This is a genomic window from Aeromonas sp. 30P, assembly GCF_051919805.1.
Taxonomy (GTDB): domain Bacteria; phylum Pseudomonadota; class Gammaproteobacteria; order Enterobacterales; family Aeromonadaceae; genus Aeromonas; species Aeromonas veronii.
On the sequence record NZ_JBQBEA010000001.1, the window covers coordinates 3,933,869 to 3,954,685 of the forward strand.

Annotated in this window: 21 protein-coding genes; 9 read left to right on the forward strand and 12 right to left on the reverse strand. The window is 61.2% G+C overall.

What is annotated here, in order from left to right; genetic code table 11:
- The first annotated feature begins 135 nt into the window (after positions 1 to 135).
- Together mpl and ACTG2B_RS18320 are read left to right on the forward strand one after the other, a co-directional pair.
- Entirely contained in the window at positions 136 to 1,506 is a 1,371-nt protein-coding gene (mpl, locus tag ACTG2B_RS18315; RefSeq protein WP_042030470.1) for a UDP-N-acetylmuramate:L-alanyl-gamma-D-glutamyl-meso-diaminopimelate ligase, read from the forward strand.
- Positions 1,503 to 2,114, forward strand: coding sequence for a flavin prenyltransferase UbiX (locus ACTG2B_RS18320; RefSeq protein ID WP_042052375.1), 612 nt, complete (start codon positions 1,503 to 1,505; stop codon positions 2,112 to 2,114). Before mpl ends, ACTG2B_RS18320 begins: the two co-directional genes overlap by 4 nt.
- A 73-nt stretch (positions 2,115 to 2,187) precedes the next feature.
- Here ACTG2B_RS18320 and ACTG2B_RS18325 read toward each other — a convergent pair whose 3' ends face one another.
- Positions 2,188 to 2,802, reverse strand: a complete 615-nt coding sequence (locus ACTG2B_RS18325) for a TetR/AcrR family transcriptional regulator (RefSeq protein WP_439996586.1) — start codon at positions 2,800 to 2,802, stop codon at positions 2,188 to 2,190.
- A gap of 201 nt (positions 2,803 to 3,003) precedes the next feature.
- Here ACTG2B_RS18325 and hpt point away from each other — a divergent pair, with 201 nt between their 5' ends.
- The 3 genes from hpt (at position 3,004) to ACTG2B_RS18340 (ending at position 5,333) form a co-directional block, all read left to right on the forward strand.
- Positions 3,004 to 3,534, forward strand: coding sequence for a hypoxanthine phosphoribosyltransferase (gene hpt / locus ACTG2B_RS18330; protein ID WP_005335618.1), 531 nt, complete (start codon positions 3,004 to 3,006; stop codon positions 3,532 to 3,534).
- Positions 3,535 to 3,645: 111 nt separating this feature from the next.
- Positions 3,646 to 4,563, forward strand: coding sequence for an ABC transporter ATP-binding protein (locus ACTG2B_RS18335; RefSeq protein WP_439996587.1), 918 nt, complete (start codon positions 3,646 to 3,648; stop codon positions 4,561 to 4,563).
- On the forward strand, positions 4,560 to 5,333 hold the full coding sequence (locus tag ACTG2B_RS18340) for an ABC transporter permease (RefSeq protein ID WP_019445351.1): 774 nt from the start codon (positions 4,560 to 4,562) through the stop codon (positions 5,331 to 5,333). The genes ACTG2B_RS18335 and ACTG2B_RS18340 overlap by 4 nt, the downstream gene beginning before the upstream one ends.
- A 59-nt stretch (positions 5,334 to 5,392) precedes the next feature.
- On the opposite strand, the gene ACTG2B_RS18345 is transcribed toward ACTG2B_RS18340, so the two are convergent.
- Entirely contained in the window at positions 5,393 to 7,495 is a 2,103-nt protein-coding gene (locus ACTG2B_RS18345; RefSeq protein ID WP_439996588.1) for a hypothetical protein, read from the reverse strand.
- A gap of 245 nt (positions 7,496 to 7,740) precedes the next feature.
- On the opposite strand from ACTG2B_RS18345, the gene ACTG2B_RS18350 reads away from it, so the two are divergent.
- From ACTG2B_RS18350 to ACTG2B_RS18360, 3 genes are all read left to right on the forward strand, one after another.
- On the forward strand, positions 7,741 to 8,148 hold the full coding sequence (locus tag ACTG2B_RS18350; RefSeq protein ID WP_439996589.1) for a hypothetical protein: 408 nt from the start codon (positions 7,741 to 7,743) through the stop codon (positions 8,146 to 8,148).
- 119 nt (positions 8,149 to 8,267) lie between these two features.
- Positions 8,268 to 8,687 carry a MauE/DoxX family redox-associated membrane protein gene (locus ACTG2B_RS18355; RefSeq protein WP_439996590.1) on the forward strand — a complete coding sequence of 140 codons (420 nt, stop codon included), beginning with the start codon at positions 8,268 to 8,270 and terminating at the stop codon, positions 8,685 to 8,687.
- A 4-nt stretch (positions 8,688 to 8,691) separates the two neighbouring features.
- Complete coding sequence (locus ACTG2B_RS18360; RefSeq protein ID WP_043821696.1) at positions 8,692 to 9,219, forward strand: rhodanese-like domain-containing protein; 528 nt, start codon at positions 8,692 to 8,694, stop codon at positions 9,217 to 9,219.
- Between the two features lie 83 nt (positions 9,220 to 9,302).
- Here ACTG2B_RS18360 and ACTG2B_RS18365 read toward each other — a convergent pair whose 3' ends face one another.
- The 10 genes from ACTG2B_RS18365 to thpR all read right to left on the reverse strand — a co-directional run bounded on the left by ACTG2B_RS18365 (position 9,303) and on the right by thpR (position 18,159).
- Positions 9,303 to 10,667 carry a cation:dicarboxylate symporter family transporter gene (locus tag ACTG2B_RS18365; protein ID WP_439996591.1) on the reverse strand — a complete coding sequence of 455 codons (1,365 nt, stop codon included), beginning with the start codon at positions 10,665 to 10,667 and terminating at the stop codon, positions 9,303 to 9,305.
- Between the two features lie 152 nt (positions 10,668 to 10,819).
- On the reverse strand, positions 10,820 to 11,170 hold the full coding sequence (locus ACTG2B_RS18370; protein WP_005354654.1) for a putative quinol monooxygenase: 351 nt from the start codon (positions 11,168 to 11,170) through the stop codon (positions 10,820 to 10,822).
- 24 nt (positions 11,171 to 11,194) lie between these two features.
- Positions 11,195 to 12,052: a pantoate--beta-alanine ligase gene (panC, locus tag ACTG2B_RS18375; protein WP_005335639.1), complete on the reverse strand. Its 858-nt coding sequence runs from the start codon at positions 12,050 to 12,052 to the stop codon at positions 11,195 to 11,197.
- A gap of 201 nt (positions 12,053 to 12,253) precedes the next feature.
- Positions 12,254 to 13,048 (reverse strand): 3-methyl-2-oxobutanoate hydroxymethyltransferase, encoded by a 795-nt coding sequence (gene panB, locus ACTG2B_RS18380; RefSeq protein WP_005335640.1) that lies wholly within the window; start codon positions 13,046 to 13,048, stop codon positions 12,254 to 12,256.
- On the reverse strand, positions 13,045 to 13,554 hold the full coding sequence (gene folK, locus ACTG2B_RS18385; RefSeq protein WP_368215196.1) for a 2-amino-4-hydroxy-6-hydroxymethyldihydropteridine diphosphokinase: 510 nt from the start codon (positions 13,552 to 13,554) through the stop codon (positions 13,045 to 13,047). Before folK ends, panB begins: the two co-directional genes overlap by 4 nt.
- A gap of 11 nt (positions 13,555 to 13,565) precedes the next feature.
- On the reverse strand, positions 13,566 to 15,032 hold the full coding sequence (pcnB, locus tag ACTG2B_RS18390) for a polynucleotide adenylyltransferase PcnB (RefSeq protein ID WP_139440709.1): 1,467 nt from the start codon (positions 15,030 to 15,032) through the stop codon (positions 13,566 to 13,568).
- 255 nt (positions 15,033 to 15,287) lie between these two features.
- Complete coding sequence (gene gluQRS / locus ACTG2B_RS18395) at positions 15,288 to 16,196, reverse strand: tRNA glutamyl-Q(34) synthetase GluQRS (protein WP_159157621.1); 909 nt, start codon at positions 16,194 to 16,196, stop codon at positions 15,288 to 15,290.
- A 111-nt stretch (positions 16,197 to 16,307) separates the two neighbouring features.
- Positions 16,308 to 16,757, reverse strand: coding sequence for an RNA polymerase-binding protein DksA (dksA, locus tag ACTG2B_RS18400; protein WP_005335644.1), 450 nt, complete (start codon positions 16,755 to 16,757; stop codon positions 16,308 to 16,310).
- 119 nt (positions 16,758 to 16,876) lie between these two features.
- On the reverse strand, positions 16,877 to 17,620 hold the full coding sequence (gene sfsA / locus ACTG2B_RS18405) for a DNA/RNA nuclease SfsA (protein WP_279498728.1): 744 nt from the start codon (positions 17,618 to 17,620) through the stop codon (positions 16,877 to 16,879).
- On the reverse strand, positions 17,617 to 18,159 hold the full coding sequence (thpR, locus tag ACTG2B_RS18410; RefSeq protein WP_064335479.1) for an RNA 2',3'-cyclic phosphodiesterase: 543 nt from the start codon (positions 18,157 to 18,159) through the stop codon (positions 17,617 to 17,619). Before thpR ends, sfsA begins: the two co-directional genes overlap by 4 nt.
- Before the next feature lie 178 nt (positions 18,160 to 18,337).
- On the opposite strand from thpR, the gene hrpB reads away from it, so the two are divergent.
- The gene (gene hrpB / locus ACTG2B_RS18415; protein WP_439996592.1) at positions 18,338 to 20,785 is read left to right on the forward strand and encodes an ATP-dependent helicase HrpB; all 2,448 of its coding nucleotides are present in this window, start codon (positions 18,338 to 18,340) and stop codon (positions 20,783 to 20,785) included.
- Positions 20,786 to 20,817: the final 32 nt, after the last annotated feature.

Genomic DNA, 20,817 nt, shown 5'->3' on the forward strand with positions numbered 1-20,817 from the left:
CTCGCATATCCCAACAGCGCCAAGATTTCTGCCTCCAGTGCTGCATCTGTGGGCCTCTCACCATGAGTGCGGCTTGTGCCACCACCGCAACACCCCCTAGAATGCGCACTTCCCTTTACTGCGAAAGGAAGCGGTATGCATATTCACATTCTCGGGATCTGCGGCACCTTTATGGGTGGTCTGGCGGTGTTGGCAAAACAGCTTGGTTACCGGGTGACCGGTTCGGATGCCAATGTCTATCCCCCCATGAGTACCCAGCTCGAGCAACAGGGCATCGAACTGACCGAAGGCTATGATCCCTCCCAACTCGATCCGGCGCCGGATCTGGTGGTGATTGGCAACGCCATGAGCCGCGGCAACCCCTGTGTTGAATATGTGCTGGACCGCAATCTGCCCTACATCTCCGGCCCCCAGTGGCTGCTGGAGCACGTGCTGCAAGATCGCTGGGTGCTTGCCGTCGCCGGCACCCATGGCAAGACCACCACCGCCAGCATGTTGGCCTGGGTGCTGGAGTACGCCAAGCTGGAGCCCGGTTTCCTCATTGGCGGCGTGCCGGGCAACTTCCCGGTCTCCGCCCGTCTCGGCTCCGCCCCCTTCTTTGTCATCGAAGCGGACGAGTATGACTGCGCCTTCTTCGACAAACGCTCCAAGTTCGTCCACTACCATCCGCGCACCCTGGTGATGAACAATCTGGAGTTCGATCACGCGGACATCTTCCCGGATCTCGCCGCGATCCAGCGCCAGTTCCACCACCTGATGCGCACCGTGCCGAGCAACGGCCGGGTGCTGTTCCCGCAAGCCGATGACAACCTCACCGCCGTGCGCAAAATGGGCTGCTGGAGCGAAGTGGAGCTGGTGGGTCAGGACGACGCCAAGTGGAAAGCGGTCAAGCTGGCCGATGACGGCTCCGCCTTCGAGGTGTGGCTGGATGGCGAGAAACAGGGCGAAGTGCACTGGGAGTGCATCGGCGAACACAACGTCAACAATGGTCTGATGGCCATCGCTGCCGCCCGCCACGCCGGTGTCATGGTGGAGCATGGCATCGCCGCCCTCTGCCAATTCAAATCCCCCAAGCGGCGGATGGAGCTCAAGGGTGAGGTAGCGGGCATCAGCGTCTATGACGACTTCGCCCACCACCCCACCGCCATCGAGACCACCCTCGGCGGCCTGCGCGCCAAAGTGGGCGAGGCCCGCATTCTGGCGGTGCTGGAGCCACGCTCCAACACCATGAAGCTGGGGGTTCACAAGGAGGAGCTGGCTGGCTGCTTCGATGGCGCCGACGAGGTGTTCTTCTTCCAGCCGCCCAACATCGGCTGGGATCTCGGCGAGGTGACGGCCCATATGACCCGTCCGGCCAAGGTATTCAACGATCTGGAGACCCTGATCAACCGGCTGGTGGCCGAGAGCCGCGATGGCGACCATATTCTGATCATGAGCAACGGCGGCTTCGGTGGCATTCATGACAAGCTGATCGCCCGCCTCAAGGATTACCACGGCGAACTATGAACAAAGCGATCACCCTGGCGCTGACCGGCGCCTCCGGCGCCCCCTACGCCCTGCGCCTGCTCCAGTGTCTGGTGCAGGCGGACTATCGGGTCTACCTGCTCGCCTCATCGGCGGCTCGTGTGGTACTCAAGACCGAGCAGCAACAGGATTGGCCCGGCTCGCCGAAAGAGCTCTCTGCCTATCTTTGTCGCCAATATGGCGCCAAGGAGGGGCAGATTGTCGCCTGCGGCAAGGAGGAGTGGTTCTCGCCGGTGGCCTCCGGTTCGGCCGCGCCCAAACAGATGGTGGTCTGCCCCTGCTCAATGGGCACCGTCTCGGCCATTGCCAACGGCACCTCGGACAACCTGCTGGAGCGGGCAGCGGATGTGGTGATCAAGGAGCGCGGCCAACTGATCCTGGTGCCCCGCGAAACCCCCTTCTCGGCGATCCATCTGGAGAACATGCTGAAACTGGCACGGCTCGGGGTGACCATCATGCCCGCAGCCCCCGGTTTCTATCATGAGCCGAAAAGCATCGCCGATCTGGTGGACTTTATGGTCGCCCGCATCCTCGATCATCTGGGTGTCGAGCATGAGCTAACCCACCGCTGGGGCTATGGCCACCAGTGAGGTGACCGCCACATCCGGCCATAAAAAAAACGGCGCCACTCAATGAGTGACGCCGTATTTTCGTTAAGCCGTGTTAGCGAGCCTGAATTGGCGCCGTCACGTACTTGAACAGGAAATCAGTCACCTCTTGGCGCACCGGGCGCTGAGGTTGATTGATCATCTGCATCATCACATAGCCAAAACCGGTCAGAGAGCGGGCCAGATCCTGTGCCGACAGCACACTGGTGATCTCCCCTGCATCCATGGCGGTTTGCAGCTCGCTGGCGATCAGCTCAAGGCACTGATCGAGCAGCCGGGTATAGCGGGGCCATACCTCTTCCCGAACCGATGAGCTCCACTCCAGCCAGATACCGGCATAATCCGGTTGATCGTAGGCGGCATCGACAGAGAGGCGTACATGACGCTGGATCTTGTCGAAAATGGGGCCCTGGTCACCGTATGCCTGCGACAGCATTTGGTTCACAAAGCGTTCGATCTCGGCCAGCACCTCATCTACCAACTCCTCGCGGGTGTTGAAATAGTTGAAGACGGTAGCCACAGAGACCTTGGCCTGTTCGGCTATCTCGGCGTGACCTGCACGGCCAATGCCGCGACGGGAGAACACCTCGATGGCACATTCCATCAATTGGGAGCGACGAGCTTCCGGCGACAGCCGGGTACGACGTCTTATTTCTGCGCGTGGTTCCATAGTTTTTATCATCTAATAGTTATTGATTATGGTGTTTATAGTATTTTAACTAATCATGCCTGAGTGCCTGCTAACTCTATCAATTAAAATAAGCCGATAAAAGCACCACGTATCTCTAGCACCCTTCAACATGAGTGGTAGAATCATCGGTTTTGATATTCATGAACGGCCAAATCCCCTTTGGCCTTATGGGAGTAAGTGATGAAACACACCGTCGAGGTGATGATCTCCGAGGCTGAAGTAGCCGCCCGGATCGCCAAATTGGGTGAAGAGATCACCGCCCGCTATCAGGGTTCTGACGAAGTCGTGATGATTGCGCTGCTGCGCGGTTCCTGCATCTTCCTGGCCGACCTCTGCCGCCAGTGCCAGCTGCCCATCACCCTGGACTTCATGACCGCCTCCAGCTACGGCTCCGGCATGCACAGCACCCGTGACGTCCGCATCCTCAAAGACCTGGACGACGATATCAAGGGCAAGGATGTGGTGATCGTGGAAGACATCATCGACACCGGTTACACCCTCAACAAGGTGCGCGAGATCCTCTCCCTGCGCGAGCCGAAATCCCTGGCCATCTGCACCCTGCTGGACAAACCCTCCCGCCGCGAAGTGCAGGTGCCGGTCGACTGGATTGGCTTCGCCATTCCGGACGAATTCGTGGTCGGCTGTGGCATCGACTACGCCCAGAAGTACCGCAACCTGCCGTTTATCGGCAAAGTGGTACCCCAGGAGTAAGCCAGGTTCAGGAATATCACGGGTGAAGCGGCCTTGCGCCCTTTACTCTGTGCAGGCGGCCTTGGCCGCCTTTTCTGTATCGAGCCGGATTCAACCATCACAGAGGTTGCAATGAACGCACTGGAAATCAGCGGCCTGAAAAAGACCTATCAGGGGGGCGTCGAAGCCCTTAAAGGCATCGATCTTACCGTCAGGCAGGGGGATTTCTTCGCCCTGCTCGGCCCGAACGGCGCGGGCAAGTCCACCACCATCGGCGTCATCAGCTCACTGGTGAACAAGAGCGCCGGCAAGGTGAAGGTGTTTGGCTACGACATCGACAGCGATCTCGAACAGGCCAAGGCCCAGCTCGGACTGGTGCCGCAGGAGTTCAACTTCAGCCAGTTCGAGAAGGTGATCCAGATTGTCACCCATCAGGCCGGTTTCTACGGCGTGCCCAAGGCGGAAGCCAAGATCCGCGCCGAGAAGTACCTGCGCCAGCTCGATCTGTGGGAGAAGCGCGACATGCCTGCCCGCACCCTCTCCGGCGGCATGAAGCGTCGCCTGATGATCGCTCGCGCCCTGATGCACGAGCCCAAGCTGCTGATCCTCGATGAACCGACCGCCGGGGTCGATATCGAGATCCGCCGCTCCATGTGGACCTTCCTCAAGAATCTCAACGAGCAGGGCGTCACCATTATTCTCACCACCCACTATCTGGAAGAGGCCGAGATGCTCTGCCGCAACATCGGCATCATCGACAAAGGTCGTCTGATCGAGAACACCAGCATGAAGAATCTGCTGGGCAAGCTGGGTCGCGAGACCTTCCTGCTCGACCTTGCGTCAGGTTCTGCCGTACCTGAGGTGCCGGAGTTCAACGGCCGCATGCCGGATGAGCGCACCCTTGAGGTGGATCTCGACAAGAGCCAGTCACTCAACAGCCTGTTCGAGCAGCTGTCGAACCAGCAGGTGCAGGTCGTGAGCATGCGAAACAAGGCCAACCGGCTGGAAGAGCTGTTCGTCAATCTGGTCGAAGAGGGGAGAAAAGCATGAATCTGGCCATCTACTACATCGCCTTCAAGAGCATTCTGGCCAAGGAGGTGAGCCGCTTTACCCGGATCTGGATCCAGACCCTGGTGCCACCGGCCATCACCATGAGCCTCTACTTCGTCATCTTCGGCAACCTGATCGGTTCACGCATCGGTGACATGGGCGGCTTCACCTACATGGAGTTCATCGTGCCCGGCCTCATCATGATGTCGGTGATCACCAACTCCTACTCCAACGTTGCCTCCTCCTTCTTCAGCGCCAAGTTCCAGCGCAATATCGAAGAGATGCTGGTCGCGCCGGTGCCCAACTACGTCATCATCGCCGGTTACGTGGGCGGTGGCGTGGCCCGCGGCCTCTGTGTCGGCCTCATCGTCACCCTGGTGTCGCTGTTCTTCGTGCCGCTGCAGATCCACCATCTGTTCAGCGTCTGCTTCACCGTGCTGCTGACCGCCATCCTCTTCTCGCTGGGTGGCCTTATCAACGCGGTGTTTGCCAAGACCTTCGACGACATCAGCATCATCCCCACCTTCGTGCTGACGCCGCTCACCTATCTGGGCGGGGTGTTCTACTCCATCAGCCTGCTGCCCCCCTTCTGGCAGGGCGTCTCCCAGGTGAACCCCATCATCTACATGGTGAACGCGTTCCGTTACGGTTTCCTCGGTATCTCCGATGTGCCGCTCGGCACCGCCTACCTCATCATCATCGGCTTTATCGTGGCCCTCTACGGTATCGCCTGGTGGCTCATCTCCCGCGGCACCGGCCTGCGCCACTGATTGCCAAAACGGGCACCTCGCGGTGCCCGTTTTCATTGTCCGGCCCACCTCGGGATGACCTAGACCCGGATGGCGTGATCCTTTAGCAGCCGGGCGGTGAGCTCAAGCTTCTCGTTGCGCTCGGCGGCCCGTTCGGGAACCGTGACGCCCCCCAGCTCATCGACCCGCACCTGACCGAAGGCATCGTCGATAGCCTGCGCCATGGCGGTTCGACCAGCAGCGAGCTCGGGATCGATCAGGCTCTCCTGCATCCGGATCCGGTTCTCGCTGGCCGCCAGCTGCAGTTCCTCCAACTGGGTGGCGAGAGTGACAATCCGGTTATCGACCCGCTGGGCCAGTTCGAAGAGACGGTTTTCATTCCCTGCCACCATCGCCAGTCCATCTAGCTGCTCCCCTTTGCGCTGATCAAAGTTGCTTACCGCACGAGCGGCCAGCTCCAGTGCATAAGCCTTGGTGGCCATGGCGTTGACTCCGCCCTCCCAACCGACATCTGACCCCACCCCCAGTGTCACGCCAAGGGTAGTATGAAACTTGGCTCCCTGTGGCCCGAAAGCCGCAGTGGCACCGGCCGATGCACCTACACCCAGATTGGCGGAGGCGCGTACCTTGGCCGAAAGGCTATAGGCATCCGCATACTGGCTCTTGAGCAGATTGAGCTGGGCACTCCCCTCAGCTTTCATACCAGCAAAAGCCGAGGCGTTGGCAGTCACGCTGACCACTGGCCCATTTGGGGTCATGATAGCCGCAGCACCGGCCTCCAGCTTGGCATTGGCGACCACCTCGGCAGAGCCTGCCAGCTTGGCGTTAAGCAGGTTGCCGATAGTCCAGCTCCCCTCCACCGACAGCCCCAGCCGGCTCACCAGCTCGGCACTGGCCCCGATGCGCAGCAGACTAAGGTCATGGGGCCCCGGGGTGTAGCGCGATCCGTCGGTATCATTGACGATCTTGTTCACCGGATTGAACACCAATGAGCCCTCCGCCTTGCCAATCACCAGCTCGGCCTTGGCACTCGCCTTGTTCTCCTGGGTCAGAGCCACCTTGCCGGCAAACTCTCCTACCGGCGTATCGCGACGCCCCTCCCACTTGCCAATCTCGATCTTGGCGAAAGCCTCCACCAGCGCACTGGCACTGACCAGCCCGAGCCCGCCAAAGGCCTTGTGGCTCACGGGCTCACCCGGTTTCAGCTCCTTGCTGGCAGCAGAGAGAGGGCTCTTGATCTCGGCCCGGACACCACTCTGATAGTACTTTCCTGATGCGGCCTCTCCCTGCCAGAGCGCCTTCTCCTGCGCCTCGCGCTCAAGCCAGGGCTCATCCAGTCCATCCACCAGCGCGGTCAGCAGCTCGGTCCTGAGCAGGCCAATCTCCCCCTGCTTGCTCACCTGCTGCTGAATGCTGAGATCCAGAACCTCCTTGAGGTGGCCGAGCTCCAGCAACTGACTGTGGGTCAACAGGATATCGCGACCATTCTCCTCGGCAGTGGCTTGCGGCTTGAGCTCACCCAGTGCGGGCAGAGCCTGACGCAAGGTCCCGCAAAACAGCTGCCACTCGTGGCTTGCTGCGACCTCTTCACGGGTCGGCGCCCGCTCCAGCCGCCGCGCCATCATCCCCTCACTCACCCCGAACATCAGGTCTAGTCCCCCTTGCAGCTCCTGCTTGAACAGGTCGTTGGCCCCCTCCTGTTGCAGGCGAGCCAACTCGCTGCACCACTGGCGGATCTGCTGGTTACTCTCGATAGGCTGATTGACCCTCCCCTGTTCGTTGCAGACCCACGCCAGCTGAAATGAGGGAGGCTTGCCACCCTGTGCCAACGCCTGACGGCGAACAGCGATGTCATCGACCAGTTTTTGCAACACGGGATCCTGCTGACGGGAGCGGTTCTTGCCCGAGTCGATCCAGAACTGCAGCGCCTGTTCGATCTTCGCCAGCCCGGCCAGTGAAGGCGTTGGCTGGGCCTGGTAGTGCCGCACCGCCTGCTTGACTGCCTTGAGTTCAGGGCTCTGCCGATGGCCAATACCACGGCGGATCCCCCTATCGAACTCCCGGTTACCGGCATCCAGCAGCTGTAGTCTGGCGTTGCCAAGGCGAGCAGTAGCAGGAGGTGTAGCATCAGGGGTTGTCTGCTGATGACGGCTTACATCGATATCCGGGGAGGCAATTTTCATGGCAAGAAACCTGCGTTGATGAGAGAGAAGATCCTCAGCGTACGCCGACCCCCCTTGTCACCCTGTCAGCGATGGTCCCGCTTTTTTAGGATTCGGACTGACCCGTAAAAGATGTCTGTCAGCTCACAATTTCGGCATAACCACTCGCCCCTCCGACCAAAAACGCTAAAAAAATGACGACAAGTGATAAGCAGCCACCGATCAGCCGCATAGGGTGTCACTCTCCCCCTGCCCGAGGTTTGGCCATGTATCACGCTCTCATCACCGCCCTGTACACACAACTTGGACTTCCGCTTCCGGTGGCCGGACAGACAGCCACCACCCTCGCCATCAACGACGAACTGGTGCTAACGCTGGCAGAGGATGAGGGCCATCTGGTGATCTATCTGCTGCTACCGGGCCACGCCATGCCCAACACGCCCCTGCTCAACCACCTTGGCGACGAGCCAGTGTTTCTGCTGGATCAGACCGAGCAGGGAGAGACCCTGATCTGGACCCGCGAGTGGCTCGATCATCTGACGGTCGACAGCCTGCTGCTACTGCTCGAGCGGGCCATCGAGCTGGCTGCCGAACTGTTGACCCACCAGCACGACCGGGAGCAATCGACACAGCCACAGCATCCCGCCTCCACAACCGCAACCATCAGGGTCTAGCGCCCCCATTCTGGTCACTGCCCCGCAAAATCGAGATTTATCTTGTTCGGCATGGGTTTAGTCATTGCGGCTCAATCGGGAATTGTTAGAATTCATCCCTATCTATAAAGAGGTATAATATGCCTGCGTTGTTGCGCATGCTGGCCAATCTGGCGCTGGGTGGCTTCTTCCTAGCCTCCGCCGGGTTCAAGCTGACATCCCCCGCCCTGTTCATCGAGCAGATCGGCGCCTTTGGCCTGATCTGGCCGCCGCTGATCCCGCCGGTGGCCTGGGGGCTGATTGCCCTTGAGCTCTGCGCAGGGCTGGCAGTCATCGCCAACCGGCGCTGGGGACTGTGGCTGGTGATCGGGCTGCTCGCCCTGTTTATTCCGGTGTTGGGCTATGGCGTTGCCATCGGGCTCGACATCTCTTGCGGCTGTCTGGGCAGGGCTGATCTCGGCTCGTTGCCGGAGGCCATTGTGCGGGATCTGCTGCTACTGACGCTTGCGGGCGCCCTGCTGCGAACTTCCCGCCCCGTTTTTCCCGTTCTAAAGGAGTAGTGACATGATGACATTGCGATCCCGCACCCTGCTGGCCTCGCTGATCGCCGCCAGCTTTGCCCTCGGTGGCTGTGGCGACAACCAGTTCGAGCAGGAGGTGAAGCTGGAGCAGTCGGCAGTGCAACTGGCACAGGAGGCGCAGCAGGGGGGCTATCAGCTGCTGACCGTAGCCGAGCTGAAGACCCGCATGGACAAGGGCGAGGAGTTGGTGATCATCGACACCATGCCCTATGAGGACTCCTACAAGAAGGAGCACATTCCGGGCGCCAAGAACTTTGTCTTCGTGAAAGAGGCCAAGGCCGGCGACAACTGGAGCGAAATCGTCGAGGGGAGCGGCACGGCGGAGCAGTTCCAGGCGCTGTTGGGTGAAGACAAGTCCCGTCCTGTGGTGATCTACTGCGGCTTCGTCAAGTGCGGCCGCAGCCACAATGCCGCCGCCTGGGCGGTGACTCAGGGCTATCAGCAGGTCTATCGGGTGCCGGGCGGCATCTTCGCCTGGAAAGGGGCCGGTTACCCCGTCTCTGCCGAGTAACCGCGTCTGCCCACAAGGCAACACAGCCGATATGAAAGAAGCCCGCAACTGCGGGCTTCTTTCATATTACGTGGCACTCAGGGTTAGCTGGCGGCCTGCTCCTGCGGTTGCTCCGCTTGGGCCAGCGGCTGCTTGCCCAGCAACCGCTTGGTGATCATCGCCGCCATGATGGAGCCGTTGACGTTGAGAGCAGTGCGGCCCATATCCACCAGCGGCTCGATGGCGATCATCACCCCCACCAGCGCGATGGGGAAGTTGAGGGTGGAGAGCACGATCAGCGCGGCGAAGGAGCCGCCACCACCGACGCCAGCCACCCCGATGGAGCCCAGTGCAATCACTGGCAGCAGGGTGAGCAGGAACAGGGGATCAAAGGGGTTGATGCCGAGCATGGGGGCGATCATCGCCACCATCATGGCCGGATAGATACCGGCGCAGCCGTTCTGGCCGAGGTTGGCACCGAACGAGGCGGCGAAGTTGGCGATATTGGAGGGCACACCAAGGCGCTGCTGGGTCTCGATGCTGAGCGGAATGGAGGCGGCGCTGCTGCGGGAGATAAAGGCAAAGGTGAGCACGCCCCACACTTCCCGAAGATAGTGCAGCGGGTTCTGGCCGATCAGCAGCAGGATCACCATGTGCACCGCAAACATCGCCAGAATGGCGACGTAGCAGACCAGAATAAAGCCGAGCAGGCTGAGGATCTCGCTCAGGGGATAGTGGGCCACCACCCGGGCGATCAGCGCCATCACGCCATAGGGGGTGAGGGCAATCACCACCCGCACCATCTTCATCACCCACAGTTGCAGAGTGTCGATGGCCACGGCGGCGCGAGCACCGGCCTCCGGGTGCTCCGCCTTCATCTGGAGCAGAGCAACCCCCGCCAGCACGGTAAAGATCACCACGCCGATCACCGAGAGACCGCGGCTACCCGCCATATCGGCGGCAAAGTTGCTGGGCACCAGCGAGAGCAGCAGGGCAGGCAGGGTCTGGGCACTATCGATGGTGCTCATGCTCTGTTGCAGGGTGGCCGTGTCGCTGCCGTGACTCAGCAACCCGGCTGCGGTGAGACCGCTCAGATGGGTCACTGTCATTCCCACCAGACCGGCGATCATCACCAGGGTCAGCATGGAGCCGATCAGCACGACGCTGATCTTGCCGAGGGACTGGGCCTGCTCCAGCTTGTTGATGGCGGAGAGGATGGAGGTGAACACCAGCGGCATCATCACCACCTTGAGCAGGCTGACATAGCCGCCGCCGACGATATTGACCCACTCCAGGGTCTGCTGAACGCCGGCATCATCGGCGCCCCAGCCCAGTTGCAGCGCCAGCCCGAACAGGGCGCCAAGCAGCAGACCTGCAAGCACCTTGCGCGAGAGCGGCAAACCGGTAGGCAACCGGGTGAGAGCAAAACAGAGCAGACAGAAAACAAGCGATGCAATCAGGACAAACATCATGAATACCTGTAGCGGCCATCAGGCCAAAAGTGGATAGAAACGAAGGGAGATGCGGGCTGGGCCGCAGAACAAAACGCCGGAATACAGGAGTGTGCAGGCGTGAAAAAGCAGCGGACGCCCGAGGGGGCGTCCGCTGGCAATCGGGGGAATTACTTCTTTACGGGGGCGTCGTATTGTTCGGGTTCGTCGCTATAGACGCAGACATTCCACTTCGCGGCCAAACCATCTTCCGCCAGGCAGTAACGCTCGAAGAAAGCCTTGATCTCCGCGCGCTGGCAGTGCGCCTCGAAAGCCGCCATATCTTGCCAAATCTCGTTGAACACGATGGGGAAGCTCTCCCCCTCGGCAAATGGGCTCGCGATGTGGCGGGTCACCCGATATTGCAAGCAACCATCCTCACGCAGGGTATTGGGCTCGAGCGCCTGCAGCACCTGAAACAGGGCTTGCTCCTGACCGGGTTTCGGCAGGAATTGGGCAATGCAGTAAACCTTCTTGGACATGGAGTCCTCCTGGTTGTGGCCGGCTCAGGCTTGCTGCAGCGTGACCACTTGATTGTCGATAAGGCGGGCCTTGCCAAGATAAGCGGCCATCAGGATCACCAGCTGCGCGCTCTCGTCAGTGGCGGATTCGAGGGTGGCGGCATCGACGATGTCGATGGCATCGGTACGAAAACCGGCGTTGTCGAGACGCTGGCTGGCCTGCGCCACCAAGGAGGGCAGGTGGTGGTCACCCGCTTCGATCTGCTCGGCGATCCAGTTCATGGTGCGCGCCAGCTCGGGGGCGATGGCCCGCTCGGCAGCTGTCAGGTAGCCGTTGCGGGAAGAGAGTGCCAGCCCGTCTTCGGCCCGCACAGTGGGTACGCCGACGATCTCGATGGGCATCGCCATGTCGGCCACCATCTTGCGAATAAGCGCCAGCTGCTGGTAATCCTTCTGGCCAAAGCAGGCCACATCAGGCTGCACCAGATTGAACAGCTTGGTGACGACGGTACTGACCCCGCGGAAGTGACCCGGACGCAGCGCCCCTTCCAGCAGATTGGAGAGACCCGGCACCTCGACGAAGGTCTGGCTCGCCAGCCCCTGCGGATACATGATCTCCGGGGTCGGGGTGAATACCATATCGACCCCGGCCGCTTCCAGCGCAGCGCAATCCTGCTCCAGAGTGCGCGGGTAGTTGGCGAGATCCTCGGCCTTGTCGAACTGCATCGGGTTGACGAAGATGCTGACCACCACCTTCTCGGCGTGGCTGTGCGCCTCTTTCACCAGCGTCAGGTGACCCTGATGCAGGTTGCCCATGGTGGGCACGAATGCGATGGCACGCCCTTCACGGCGCCATTGGCTGATCTGCTCACGCAGAACGACGGGATTATTTACGACCAACATCAGCAGTTCACCTTCCGATAAATCAAAAAGAGAGACGGGTTGCATCCACAGATAGCGCTCGGGCGGGATGGGGCACGAACATGGCTATCAGCAGTTCACCTTTAGATGAATCAATAAGATACGGATTAGCTATACAGATTAACTGTGCGAGGCTGACAAGCAGAGACGGGGGCCGAAGCCCCCATCATGCAACCGCCAGGATCAGTTGAAGCAGTGCTCCGGGCCGGGGAAGCTCCCCTCGCTCACCTGCTGCACATAGAGGCGGATGGCGGCACGCACATCGCCGGTCTCGGCCAGAAAGTTCTTGGTGAACTTGGGCACATAGCCGGAGGTGACGCCAAAGGCATCGTGCATCACCAAAATCTGACCGTCGGTCGCGGGGCCGGCACCAATGCCGATCACCGGGATGCGAAGCGCCTTGGTGATGCGCTCGGCCAGCGCAGTGGGCACACACTCGAGCACCAGCAGCTGGATACCGGCCGCTTGCAGTTCGAGGGCCTGACGGTAGATCTCCTGGGCTTGAAACTCATCGCGCCCCTGCACCTTGAAGCCGCCAAAGACATGAACGGATTGCGGAGTGAGGCCGAGGTGACCGCACACCGGCACCCCGTTGCGGGTGAGGTGGCGGATGGAGTCACACAGCCAGTCGCCCCCTTCCATCTTCACCATGCGGGCACCGGCCGCCATCAGGCGGGCAGCGTTCTGGTAAGTCTGCTCGGGGGTGGCGTAGCTCATGAACGGCATGTCGGCGACCACCAGTGCCTTGCTGGCACCGCGCGCCACACAGCGGGTGTGATAGACCATCTCATCCATGTTGACCGCCAGGGTATCCTGACCCCCTTGCAGCACCATGCCCAGTGAATCGCCAATAAGCAGCACGTGGGCGCCCTCATCGTCGAACAGCTTGGCAAAGGTGGCATCATAGGCGGTGATGGCGGTGAACTTTTGACCTTCCTGCTTCATCTTCAGCAGGCTGGCGGTGGTGATCTTGCTCATAGAGGCTCCTGTACGTCTGCACGCGGGGCAATGATGGCCAAATCATTGTGCGGGCAGCGGGCAACCAGTCGGGCGAGCGGGGTGCCGCAGGGCAGCACCAGAGCAGGCGCAATTTCGGCAAGGGGCAGCAGCACGAACTCCCGCTCCTTCATGCCGTAGTGGGGTACGATCAGGCGCTCATGGTTGATCACCTGATCCCCATAGAGCAGCAGATCGAGATCCAGGGTTCTGGGTCCCCACCGCTCCTCTTTGCGCACACGTCCCTGTTCCAGCTCGATTTTTTGTAATTGATCCAGCAGCGCAAGGGGCGCGAGCCGGGTATTGAGCCGGGCCACGGCATTGACGTAGTCCGGTTGGTCAGCAGGCCCCATGGGGCGGCTGCTGTAAAACGACGAGGCCGCCACCAGCACAGATTCCGGCAACCTTGCCAACGCGGCAACGGCGCGACGAGCCTGACCCAGCGGATCAGACAGGTTGGAACCAATGGCGATGAAGACCTCGGTCATCACGTCTGTTGTCACTCGGCCACTTTCGGTTTGCGGCGACGGGGACGACGACGGTTGCGGCTGTTGCTGCTGCGCTTCTCGCCATCGTGGCTACGGACCTCACCGCGCTCACCGCTAGCCGGGCGACGGGTCGCTTCACGCTGCAGTTGCGGACGCACATCCGGATTGGAGGCGACATAGCGCTCCCACCAGCTGGCCAGCTCGCCGAGACCGCGCTCGACCCGGTTGCGCAGCAACAGGAAGTCGAACGCCGCGCGGAACTTGGGATGCTCCATGGCGCGCTCGGGGTGTTTGCCCTGACGACGGGTCAGCCGCTGTTGCAGTGCCCAGATGTCGCGGACATCTGTGGTGAAACGGCGGGGAACGGCGATGATCCGCACCTGATTGTCCAGCACCTCGTTGATCGCCAGCATGAAGGCGTCATACCAGGGCAGGCCGCTCTCGTTCTCCAGCACCCGACCACGGGCCTCGACGCAGCCCCACAGCAGGGTGGCGTAGAGGAAGGCGGGAGTGACGCGTTTATCTTCACGAACCCGGGTATCGGTATCGATCAGTGCCTGCTCGATAAACTGCTCGTAGGGCGAGTTGCCGTGCGGGGTAAACAGCGCAGCCACTTGCGGGAAGAGCTGCTGGAACAGGCCATACTCGCGCAGCAGTTTGTAGGTCGCCAGACCGTCGCCAGCCAGGAACAGCTTGAGGGTCTCCTCAAACAGGCGGGCAGCCGGGATGTCTTGCAGCAGTGGCGCCAGCTCCTTGATGGGGGCAGCGGTACGCGGACTGATGGTCATATCCAGCTTGGCGGCGAAGCGCACGGCGCGCAGCATCCGCACCGGATCTTCACGATAACGGGTCTCGGGATCACCGATCAGCTCAAGCTTGCGCTCGGCCAGATCTTCCAGACCCCCTTCGAAATCGTGCAGGGTGAAATCTTTGGCGCTGTAGTAGAGGGCGTTGACGGTAAAGTCGCGGCGCTCGGCATCCTCTTCGATGGTGCCGTAGACGTTGTCGCGCAGCAGCATGCCTTCATCAGACTGGGCCGACACATGTTTGCTGGTATTGACCTGATGGTGGTGACCCCGGAAGGTGGCCACTTCGATCACGTCACGACCAAAGACAATGTGGGCCAGGCGGAAACGACGGCCAATCAGGCGGCAGTTGCTGAACAGTGCCTTGATCTGCTCCGGCGTCGCATCGGTTGCGATGTCGAAATCCTTGGGCGTCTTCCCGAGCAGCAGATCCCGGACTCCGCCGCCGACCAGGTAGGCCTCATAGCCCCCTTTGTTCAGGCGATAGAGCACCTTGAGTGCATTCTCGCTGATCTCTTTGCGCGAAATAGGGTGCTGATCACGGCTTAAGGTACGACGTTGACCGGCGACACGGGCTGGAATGGGGGATTCCACCGACTGCTCGCCGTCTTCCTTGCCGAGCACCTTGCGGCAAAAGTTTGCGATCTGGGAAAAAATGGTACACCTCTTCATGACTTCTAAATTGACGGGAGGCCAAAAAATAGCGGCCTATCATAGCTCACGCCTAACCAAATGAAAAACCGTGCTGACAATTGATCCCGCATGAAACCGTCTGCCAGCGAAAATAGCGGTCTATCTGCACATAGCTCACGCCTGACCAAATGAAAAACCGTGCTGACAATTGATCCCGCATGAAACCGTCTGCCAGCGAAAATAGCGGTCTATCAGCGCCCAGCTCACGCCTTATTACACGAAAACCGGCTCTTTTTACTCAAGGTCCAGTGGGATTTTCTCGCTGGCTGGCACCCGTTCGAGCTGCCAGTTGGCGATGCCCCATTCGATGATCTCGTCGATCCGGCTTGCCATCAGCTCGAGGGGCGGGCACTGGCCGAGGAAGTGCAGCGCCTGCCACAGGGCCGGTCGCACCTCATCGAGCGCCAGGGCCGGCGCATGGTTCTGCTTGGAGAGCTTGTTGCCATCTGCCAGCACCGCCAGCGGCAGGTGCACCCAGTCGGGCGCCGGTGCACCCAGGGTCTGGTAGAGGGCAATCTGGCGCACCGTGGGCTCCAGCAGATCGGCACCGCGCACTATCTCGGTGATGCCGCTGTCCATATCATCCACCACTACTGCCAGGTTGTAGGCGTAGAGCCCGTCGCGGCGACGGATAATGAAATCCTCCTCGGCGAGCGCTGCAGGGACCGCGATATGGCCCTGCAACCGATCGTCGAAGTGGTAGACCGGATGGTGCTGGCGCAGCCGGGCCGCGCAACCTTCGGCCGCAAGCCCGAGGGTGCGGCAGTGGCCGCTGTAGAGACCGCCTGCGGCCATGATTTCGCGCCGGGTGCAACGGCACCAGTAGAGATCCCCCGCCCGATAGAGCTGGTCGATGATCTCGTCATAACGGCGGTGGCGCGCGCTCTGGAACATCACCTCCCCATCCCACTCGAGGCCATATGCTTCAAGGGTTTTGAGGATCAGGTGCGCTGCCCCCGCCATCTCCCGCGGCGGATCGATATCTTCGATGCGAACCAACCAGCGTCCCTGCTGCGCTCTGGCCTGCAAAAAGCTGCCGAGGGCGGCGATCAGCGAACCGAAATGAAGCGGGCCTGAGGGTGAGGGGGCAAAGCGGCCGACATAGGGGCGCACAAGGGGTGAGGACGGGAAATTCACTGGCATGACTATTCGGGTAAGCGATTCATTGAGGCTGCATTCTGGGGCGCGACCGCCAAAAGCTCAATAAAAAAGGGAGCCCGCGAGCTCCCTTTTTCATATACCAGAGGGTCGGGATCAACCGGCCATCTGTTTTTCCTTGATCTCGGCCAGCGTCTTGCAATCGACACAGAGGTCGGCAGTCGGACGGGCTTCCAGACGGCGGATACCGATCTCGATACCGCAGTGTTCGCAGTAACCGAAATCATCGTCTTCAAGCAGCTGCAAGGTCTTCTCGATCTTCTTGATCAGCTTGCGTTCACGGTCGCGGGTACGCAGTTCAAGAGCGAACTCTTCTTCTTGCGCGGCACGATCCACGGGATCCGGGAAGTTGGCAGCCTCGTCTTTCATATGGTCGACGGTACGATCAACTTCCTGCATCAGTTGGTTGCGCCAGGCACCCAGGATCTTGCGAAAATGCGCCTTTTGTTGGTCATTCATGTACTCCTCACCCGGCTTTTCCTGGTAAGGCGCGACACCCGCAATGGCCAGGGGGCCCAGAGATTTCCTGTTTTCGCCTGTTGGCATGCCCTGTCTCCTAATTCAGCACGCTACCCGTGCCATCCATAAATTGAGGGCGACATCTATAGCAGAAGGGTAACGGGTAAGCAAACGAGCCGTACCAATAATGTTACCCACTCCAATATTTATGCACTCCCCTCGGGTAACAGGTGACCAGATTCAAACGGGATAAACCCTTGAGCCACCATGCCTTGCACCCCAACATGGGGCCGATAGCATAAAATTTCAACCCCCGCCGCGATTGCCTGCTCAATTAGCAGACTATAGTGCGGATCTATATGGGTTGCAGGGCGCATCCGGCTTATTCCGGAGTGCAACACCATAAAGAGCAGCACTGCCCTGTGGCCCGCCGCTTTCATCGCCATCAACTCGCGCAAATGCTTGGCACCACGGGCGGTGACCGCATCGGGGAAGTAGCCCATACCCGGATCTTCACGTTCGTCGAGCAGGGTGACCGATTTTACCTCGATGTAACAATTGCCCTTCTCGTCATCTTCCAGCAACAGATCGATGCGACTGTTCTCTTCGCCATACTTCACCTCGGTGCGCAACCGGCTGTAACCCGCCAGCGGAGCGATGGCCTCCTGCTCGATCAACTCCCGGGCAATCTGGTTGGCGCGCGCGGTGTTGACGCAGATAAAGTGGCCCGCCGGGCTCTCGGCGATCTCCCAGCTGTTGGGCAGCTTGCGCTTGGGGCTATCGGAGGTGGAGTACCAGACCCGGGTGCCCGGATCGGCACAACCGGTCATGGCACCGGTATTGGCGCAGTGGATAGTGATGACCTCACCGTTATCGAGTTGCACATCGGTCAGAAAGCGCTTGTAGCGGGCCACCAGCTGGCCCGATTGCAGGGGGGGATCAAAAATCACGGGTTAGCCCTCCGCGCGTCTTCTTTTACCCGGGCGCGCAGCGGCCAGCAGGCAAGCGGCTCGTAGCGCACCCCGTCCGGAGTCGAGATGGATTGATAGAGGCAGAACTCATCGGCTTGCAGCAGAAAATTTGGGGCAGGCAGGATGGCAGGCGCCTCACCCGCCTTGCGCGACAGAGTGACGTGGGGGCGATAACCCTGCTCGCCATTGCCAAGACGCAACTTCTCGCCGTGGCGGCGCAGCGCCTTTGCCAGCACGGTCAGCTCGTTGGGCCACTCTTTCGGGCCAATCCAGGCTGCCTTGGCCCGGCTGAACCAGCCGGTCTCATCCAGTCTGATGGAGAGCGGCGGACAGTGCTGACGCTCCACGGCGGCGATCAGGCGGCGGGTGGTCAACTCGTCCGCTTCCCCCAGAAAGGCGAGGGTCAGATGAAGGTTGGCTTGCGGCACCGGCTGACCGGGCCAGGGCAGCTGATCGCGCCAGGCGATGAGCTCGGGAGCGAGCTCCTTGACGGGCAGGGCAAAGAAGAGTTTGGCCATGTGGTGATAATGCCTTTTTCACGCTCATTGGATGGGCCCATTCTATGGCAGCTATCCGGCCATGTCTCGCCAGCCTCCCGCCCGAGTGACCATCTGCGCACATCCACTCACGGTGGCACGGGTGGCTGTGGCAGAATAGGCGCCGTTTTACCGGTTGCCACAGAAGGTGCTCATCGCTTTGTCCCAGCTCCCCATCGTTTCGGTATTGCCCGAACTCTTTGCCGCCCTCGACAGCCACACCAGCGTGATCCTGCAGGCGCCCCCAGGCGCGGGCAAATCGACCCTGCTGCCGCTGGAGCTGGTGCGTCAGAACCGGCTGCCCGGCCGCATCATCATGCTGGAACCAAGGCGCCTGGCTGCGCGCAATATCGCCACTTTTCTGGCGCGCCAGCTGGGGGAGAAGGTGGGCGAGCGCATCGGCCTGCGGGTGCGTGGCGAGAGCCGCACCAGCTCAGCGACCCGGCTCGAGATCGTCACCGAAGGGGTGCTGACCCGGATGTTGCAGCAAGACCCTGAGCTGAATGGCGTTTCGCTGGTGATCTTCGATGAGTTCCATGAACGCAGCCTGCACGCCGATACCGCATTGGCCTTCACCATCGAGAGCCAGCAGGGATTGCGCGATGATCTCAAGCTCCTGGTGATGTCCGCAACCCTGGATGGCATGGCACTCGAGACCTTGTTGCCGGATGCCCCTGTGGTTCGCTCCGAGGGGCGCGGTTTTCCCATCGACTATCACTACCACCCCGCCAATCGCCAGCAGTGGCTGGAGCCGCAGGTCGGCGCAGTGGTGCTCGAAGCGCTGGCCGAGCAAGATGGCAGCCTGCTGGTCTTTCTGCCCGGACAGGGTGAGATCGAGCGGCTGGCACAATGGTTGGCAGACAAACTGCCGGACGACGTGACCCTCGCCCCCCTCTACGGTCGCCTCGACATGGCGGCGCAGCAAGCGGCCATCGAACCGGCGCCTGCCGGCCGCCGTAAGCTGGTGCTCACCACCAATGTGGCGGAGACCTCCCTCACCATCGAAGGGGTCTCTGTCGTTATCGACAGCGGGCTGGAACGACGGGCCTCCTATGATCTGAAAAGCGGTGTCACCCGACTGGAAACCCGCCAGATAGCCAAATCCTCCGCCACCCAGCGGGCAGGCCGTGCTGGCCGTCTCGGCCCCGGCGTCTGCTACCGGCTCTGGAGCAGCGAGGTGCAGGAGCGGCTCGCCGAGCAGAGCCCGCCAGACATCCTCACTCAGGAGCTGACCGGCCTGCTGCTGGACGCCGCCCAGTGGGGGGCAAAGGTGGAAGATCTGCCGCTTCTCGATATGCCCCCCGCCGCCGCGGTGGCCAGCGCCCAGCGGTTGCTGGTGGCCCTTGGCGCCATGAAGCCGGAGGGTGAGCAACAACTCACTGCCGCTGGCCGCGCCATGGCCGCCTTCGGTACCCACCCTCGCCTCGCCCGCATGCTGCTGCGCGCCCGCGAGCTGGAGTCCGAGGGTCTGACAGGGATTGTCGCCGATGCCGCATATCTGGTGGCGTTGCAGGAAGAAGATCTGCGAGGATCGGATCGCCTCTCTGTGCTGTTCCACCGCCGTCAAAGTGCCTTGCGTCAGGGGGCGGCCCGCTGGTTTGAGCGGCTTGGCGTGCGCCCTGCCAATGCGCAGGGTCAGTGGCTGGGGCTACTCTGTGCCCTCGCCTGGCCGGATCGCATCGGCAAACTGCGTAGTGGCAGTCGCTATCAACTCAGTGGTGGGGTGAGCTGCGATCTGGTAGAAGGTCATCCCTGTCAGGGGCAAGCCGCCCTTATCGCCATCGAGATGGGGCAGAACGATCGCGGCAGCCGCATCTTTATCGCCGAACCGGTCGATCTGGACGAGCTGGTACTCCTGCTGCCGGAACTGGTGAGCGAACGGCAGTGGTTCGACTGGGATGAGCGGGAAGAGCGGGTGCGCGCCGAGCGCCAGCAGGTGATCGGCGAGCTGGTGCTGAGCCAGCGACCGCTGACCGAACTCTCTGACGAGCAGAAAGGGCGCTGCCTGCTGCAAGGCATTCGCCGCAAGGGGCTGCATGTGCTGCCGTGGGACGAGAGCAGCGAAGGGCTGCTGGCCCGCCTGCGCTGCGCCCGCGACTGGCTGCCCGATGAGGGGTGGCCCGCTATGGATGACGACAGCCTGCTGGCCACACTGGAACAGTGGCTGCTGCCAGCGGTGAGCGGTATGACCCGGCTGGAGCAGCTGAAGAGGCTCAATATGAGCGACATCCTGCGCCAATCCCTGCCCTGGCCGTTGCCCAAACGGCTGGACGAGGCACTGCCGAGCCACTTTGCGGCGCCCACTGGCAGCCGGGTGCGGATCCGCTATCAACCGGGGCAGGCACCGGTGATCCCGGTACGCATTCAGGAGATGTTCGGGCAAGGTTCGACCCCCTGCATGGCCGATGGCCGGGTACCGCTGGTGGTGGAGCTGCTCTCCCCCGCCCAGCGACCGCTGCAGATCACTGCCGATCTGGCCGCTTTCTGGGCAGGATCCTACGAACAGGTGAAGAAAGAGATGAAGGGGCGCTATCCCCGCCACTACTGGCCGGATAATCCGCTGGAAGCGATGCCGACCAAAGTCACCAAAAAGAAGATGGGCATCTAGGTTCGGCGGGTTAATCCCGCTCGAACGTTCGC

Excerpts from the sequence above, each read along its gene's own strand:
- ACTG2B_RS18340 (WP_019445351.1), top strand. The coding sequence starts at position 4,560 with ATGAATCTGGCCATCTACTACATCGCCTTCAAGAGCATTCTGGCCAAG.
- folK (WP_368215196.1), bottom strand. The coding sequence starts at position 13,554 with ATGACCGAGGTCTTCATCGCCATTGGTTCCAACCTGTCTGATCCGCTG.
- panC (WP_005335639.1), bottom strand. The coding sequence starts at position 12,052 with ATGTTGGTCGTAAATAATCCCGTCGTTCTGCGTGAGCAGATCAGCCAA.
- pcnB (WP_139440709.1), bottom strand. The coding sequence starts at position 15,032 with ATGAAGAGGTGTACCATTTTTTCCCAGATCGCAAACTTTTGCCGCAAG.
- hpt (WP_005335618.1), top strand. The coding sequence starts at position 3,004 with ATGAAACACACCGTCGAGGTGATGATCTCCGAGGCTGAAGTAGCCGCC.
- panB (WP_005335640.1), bottom strand. The coding sequence starts at position 13,048 with ATGAGCAAGATCACCACCGCCAGCCTGCTGAAGATGAAGCAGGAAGGT.
- dksA (WP_005335644.1), bottom strand. The coding sequence starts at position 16,757 with ATGCCAACAGGCGAAAACAGGAAATCTCTGGGCCCCCTGGCCATTGCG.
- gluQRS (WP_159157621.1), bottom strand. The coding sequence starts at position 16,196 with ATGCCAGTGAATTTCCCGTCCTCACCCCTTGTGCGCCCCTATGTCGGC.
- ACTG2B_RS18355 (WP_439996590.1), top strand. The coding sequence starts at position 8,268 with ATGCCTGCGTTGTTGCGCATGCTGGCCAATCTGGCGCTGGGTGGCTTC.
- mpl (WP_042030470.1), top strand. The coding sequence starts at position 136 with ATGCATATTCACATTCTCGGGATCTGCGGCACCTTTATGGGTGGTCTG.
- ACTG2B_RS18320 (WP_042052375.1), top strand. The coding sequence starts at position 1,503 with ATGAACAAAGCGATCACCCTGGCGCTGACCGGCGCCTCCGGCGCCCCC.
- thpR (WP_064335479.1), bottom strand. The coding sequence starts at position 18,159 with ATGGCCAAACTCTTCTTTGCCCTGCCCGTCAAGGAGCTCGCTCCCGAG.
- ACTG2B_RS18370 (WP_005354654.1), bottom strand. The coding sequence starts at position 11,170 with ATGTCCAAGAAGGTTTACTGCATTGCCCAATTCCTGCCGAAACCCGGT.
- ACTG2B_RS18325 (WP_439996586.1), bottom strand. The coding sequence starts at position 2,802 with ATGGAACCACGCGCAGAAATAAGACGTCGTACCCGGCTGTCGCCGGAA.
- ACTG2B_RS18365 (WP_439996591.1), bottom strand. The coding sequence starts at position 10,667 with ATGTTTGTCCTGATTGCATCGCTTGTTTTCTGTCTGCTCTGTTTTGCT.
- ACTG2B_RS18335 (WP_439996587.1), top strand. The coding sequence starts at position 3,646 with ATGAACGCACTGGAAATCAGCGGCCTGAAAAAGACCTATCAGGGGGGC.
- ACTG2B_RS18350 (WP_439996589.1), top strand. The coding sequence starts at position 7,741 with ATGTATCACGCTCTCATCACCGCCCTGTACACACAACTTGGACTTCCG.
- ACTG2B_RS18345 (WP_439996588.1), bottom strand. The coding sequence starts at position 7,495 with ATGAAAATTGCCTCCCCGGATATCGATGTAAGCCGTCATCAGCAGACA.
- ACTG2B_RS18360 (WP_043821696.1), top strand. The coding sequence starts at position 8,692 with ATGATGACATTGCGATCCCGCACCCTGCTGGCCTCGCTGATCGCCGCC.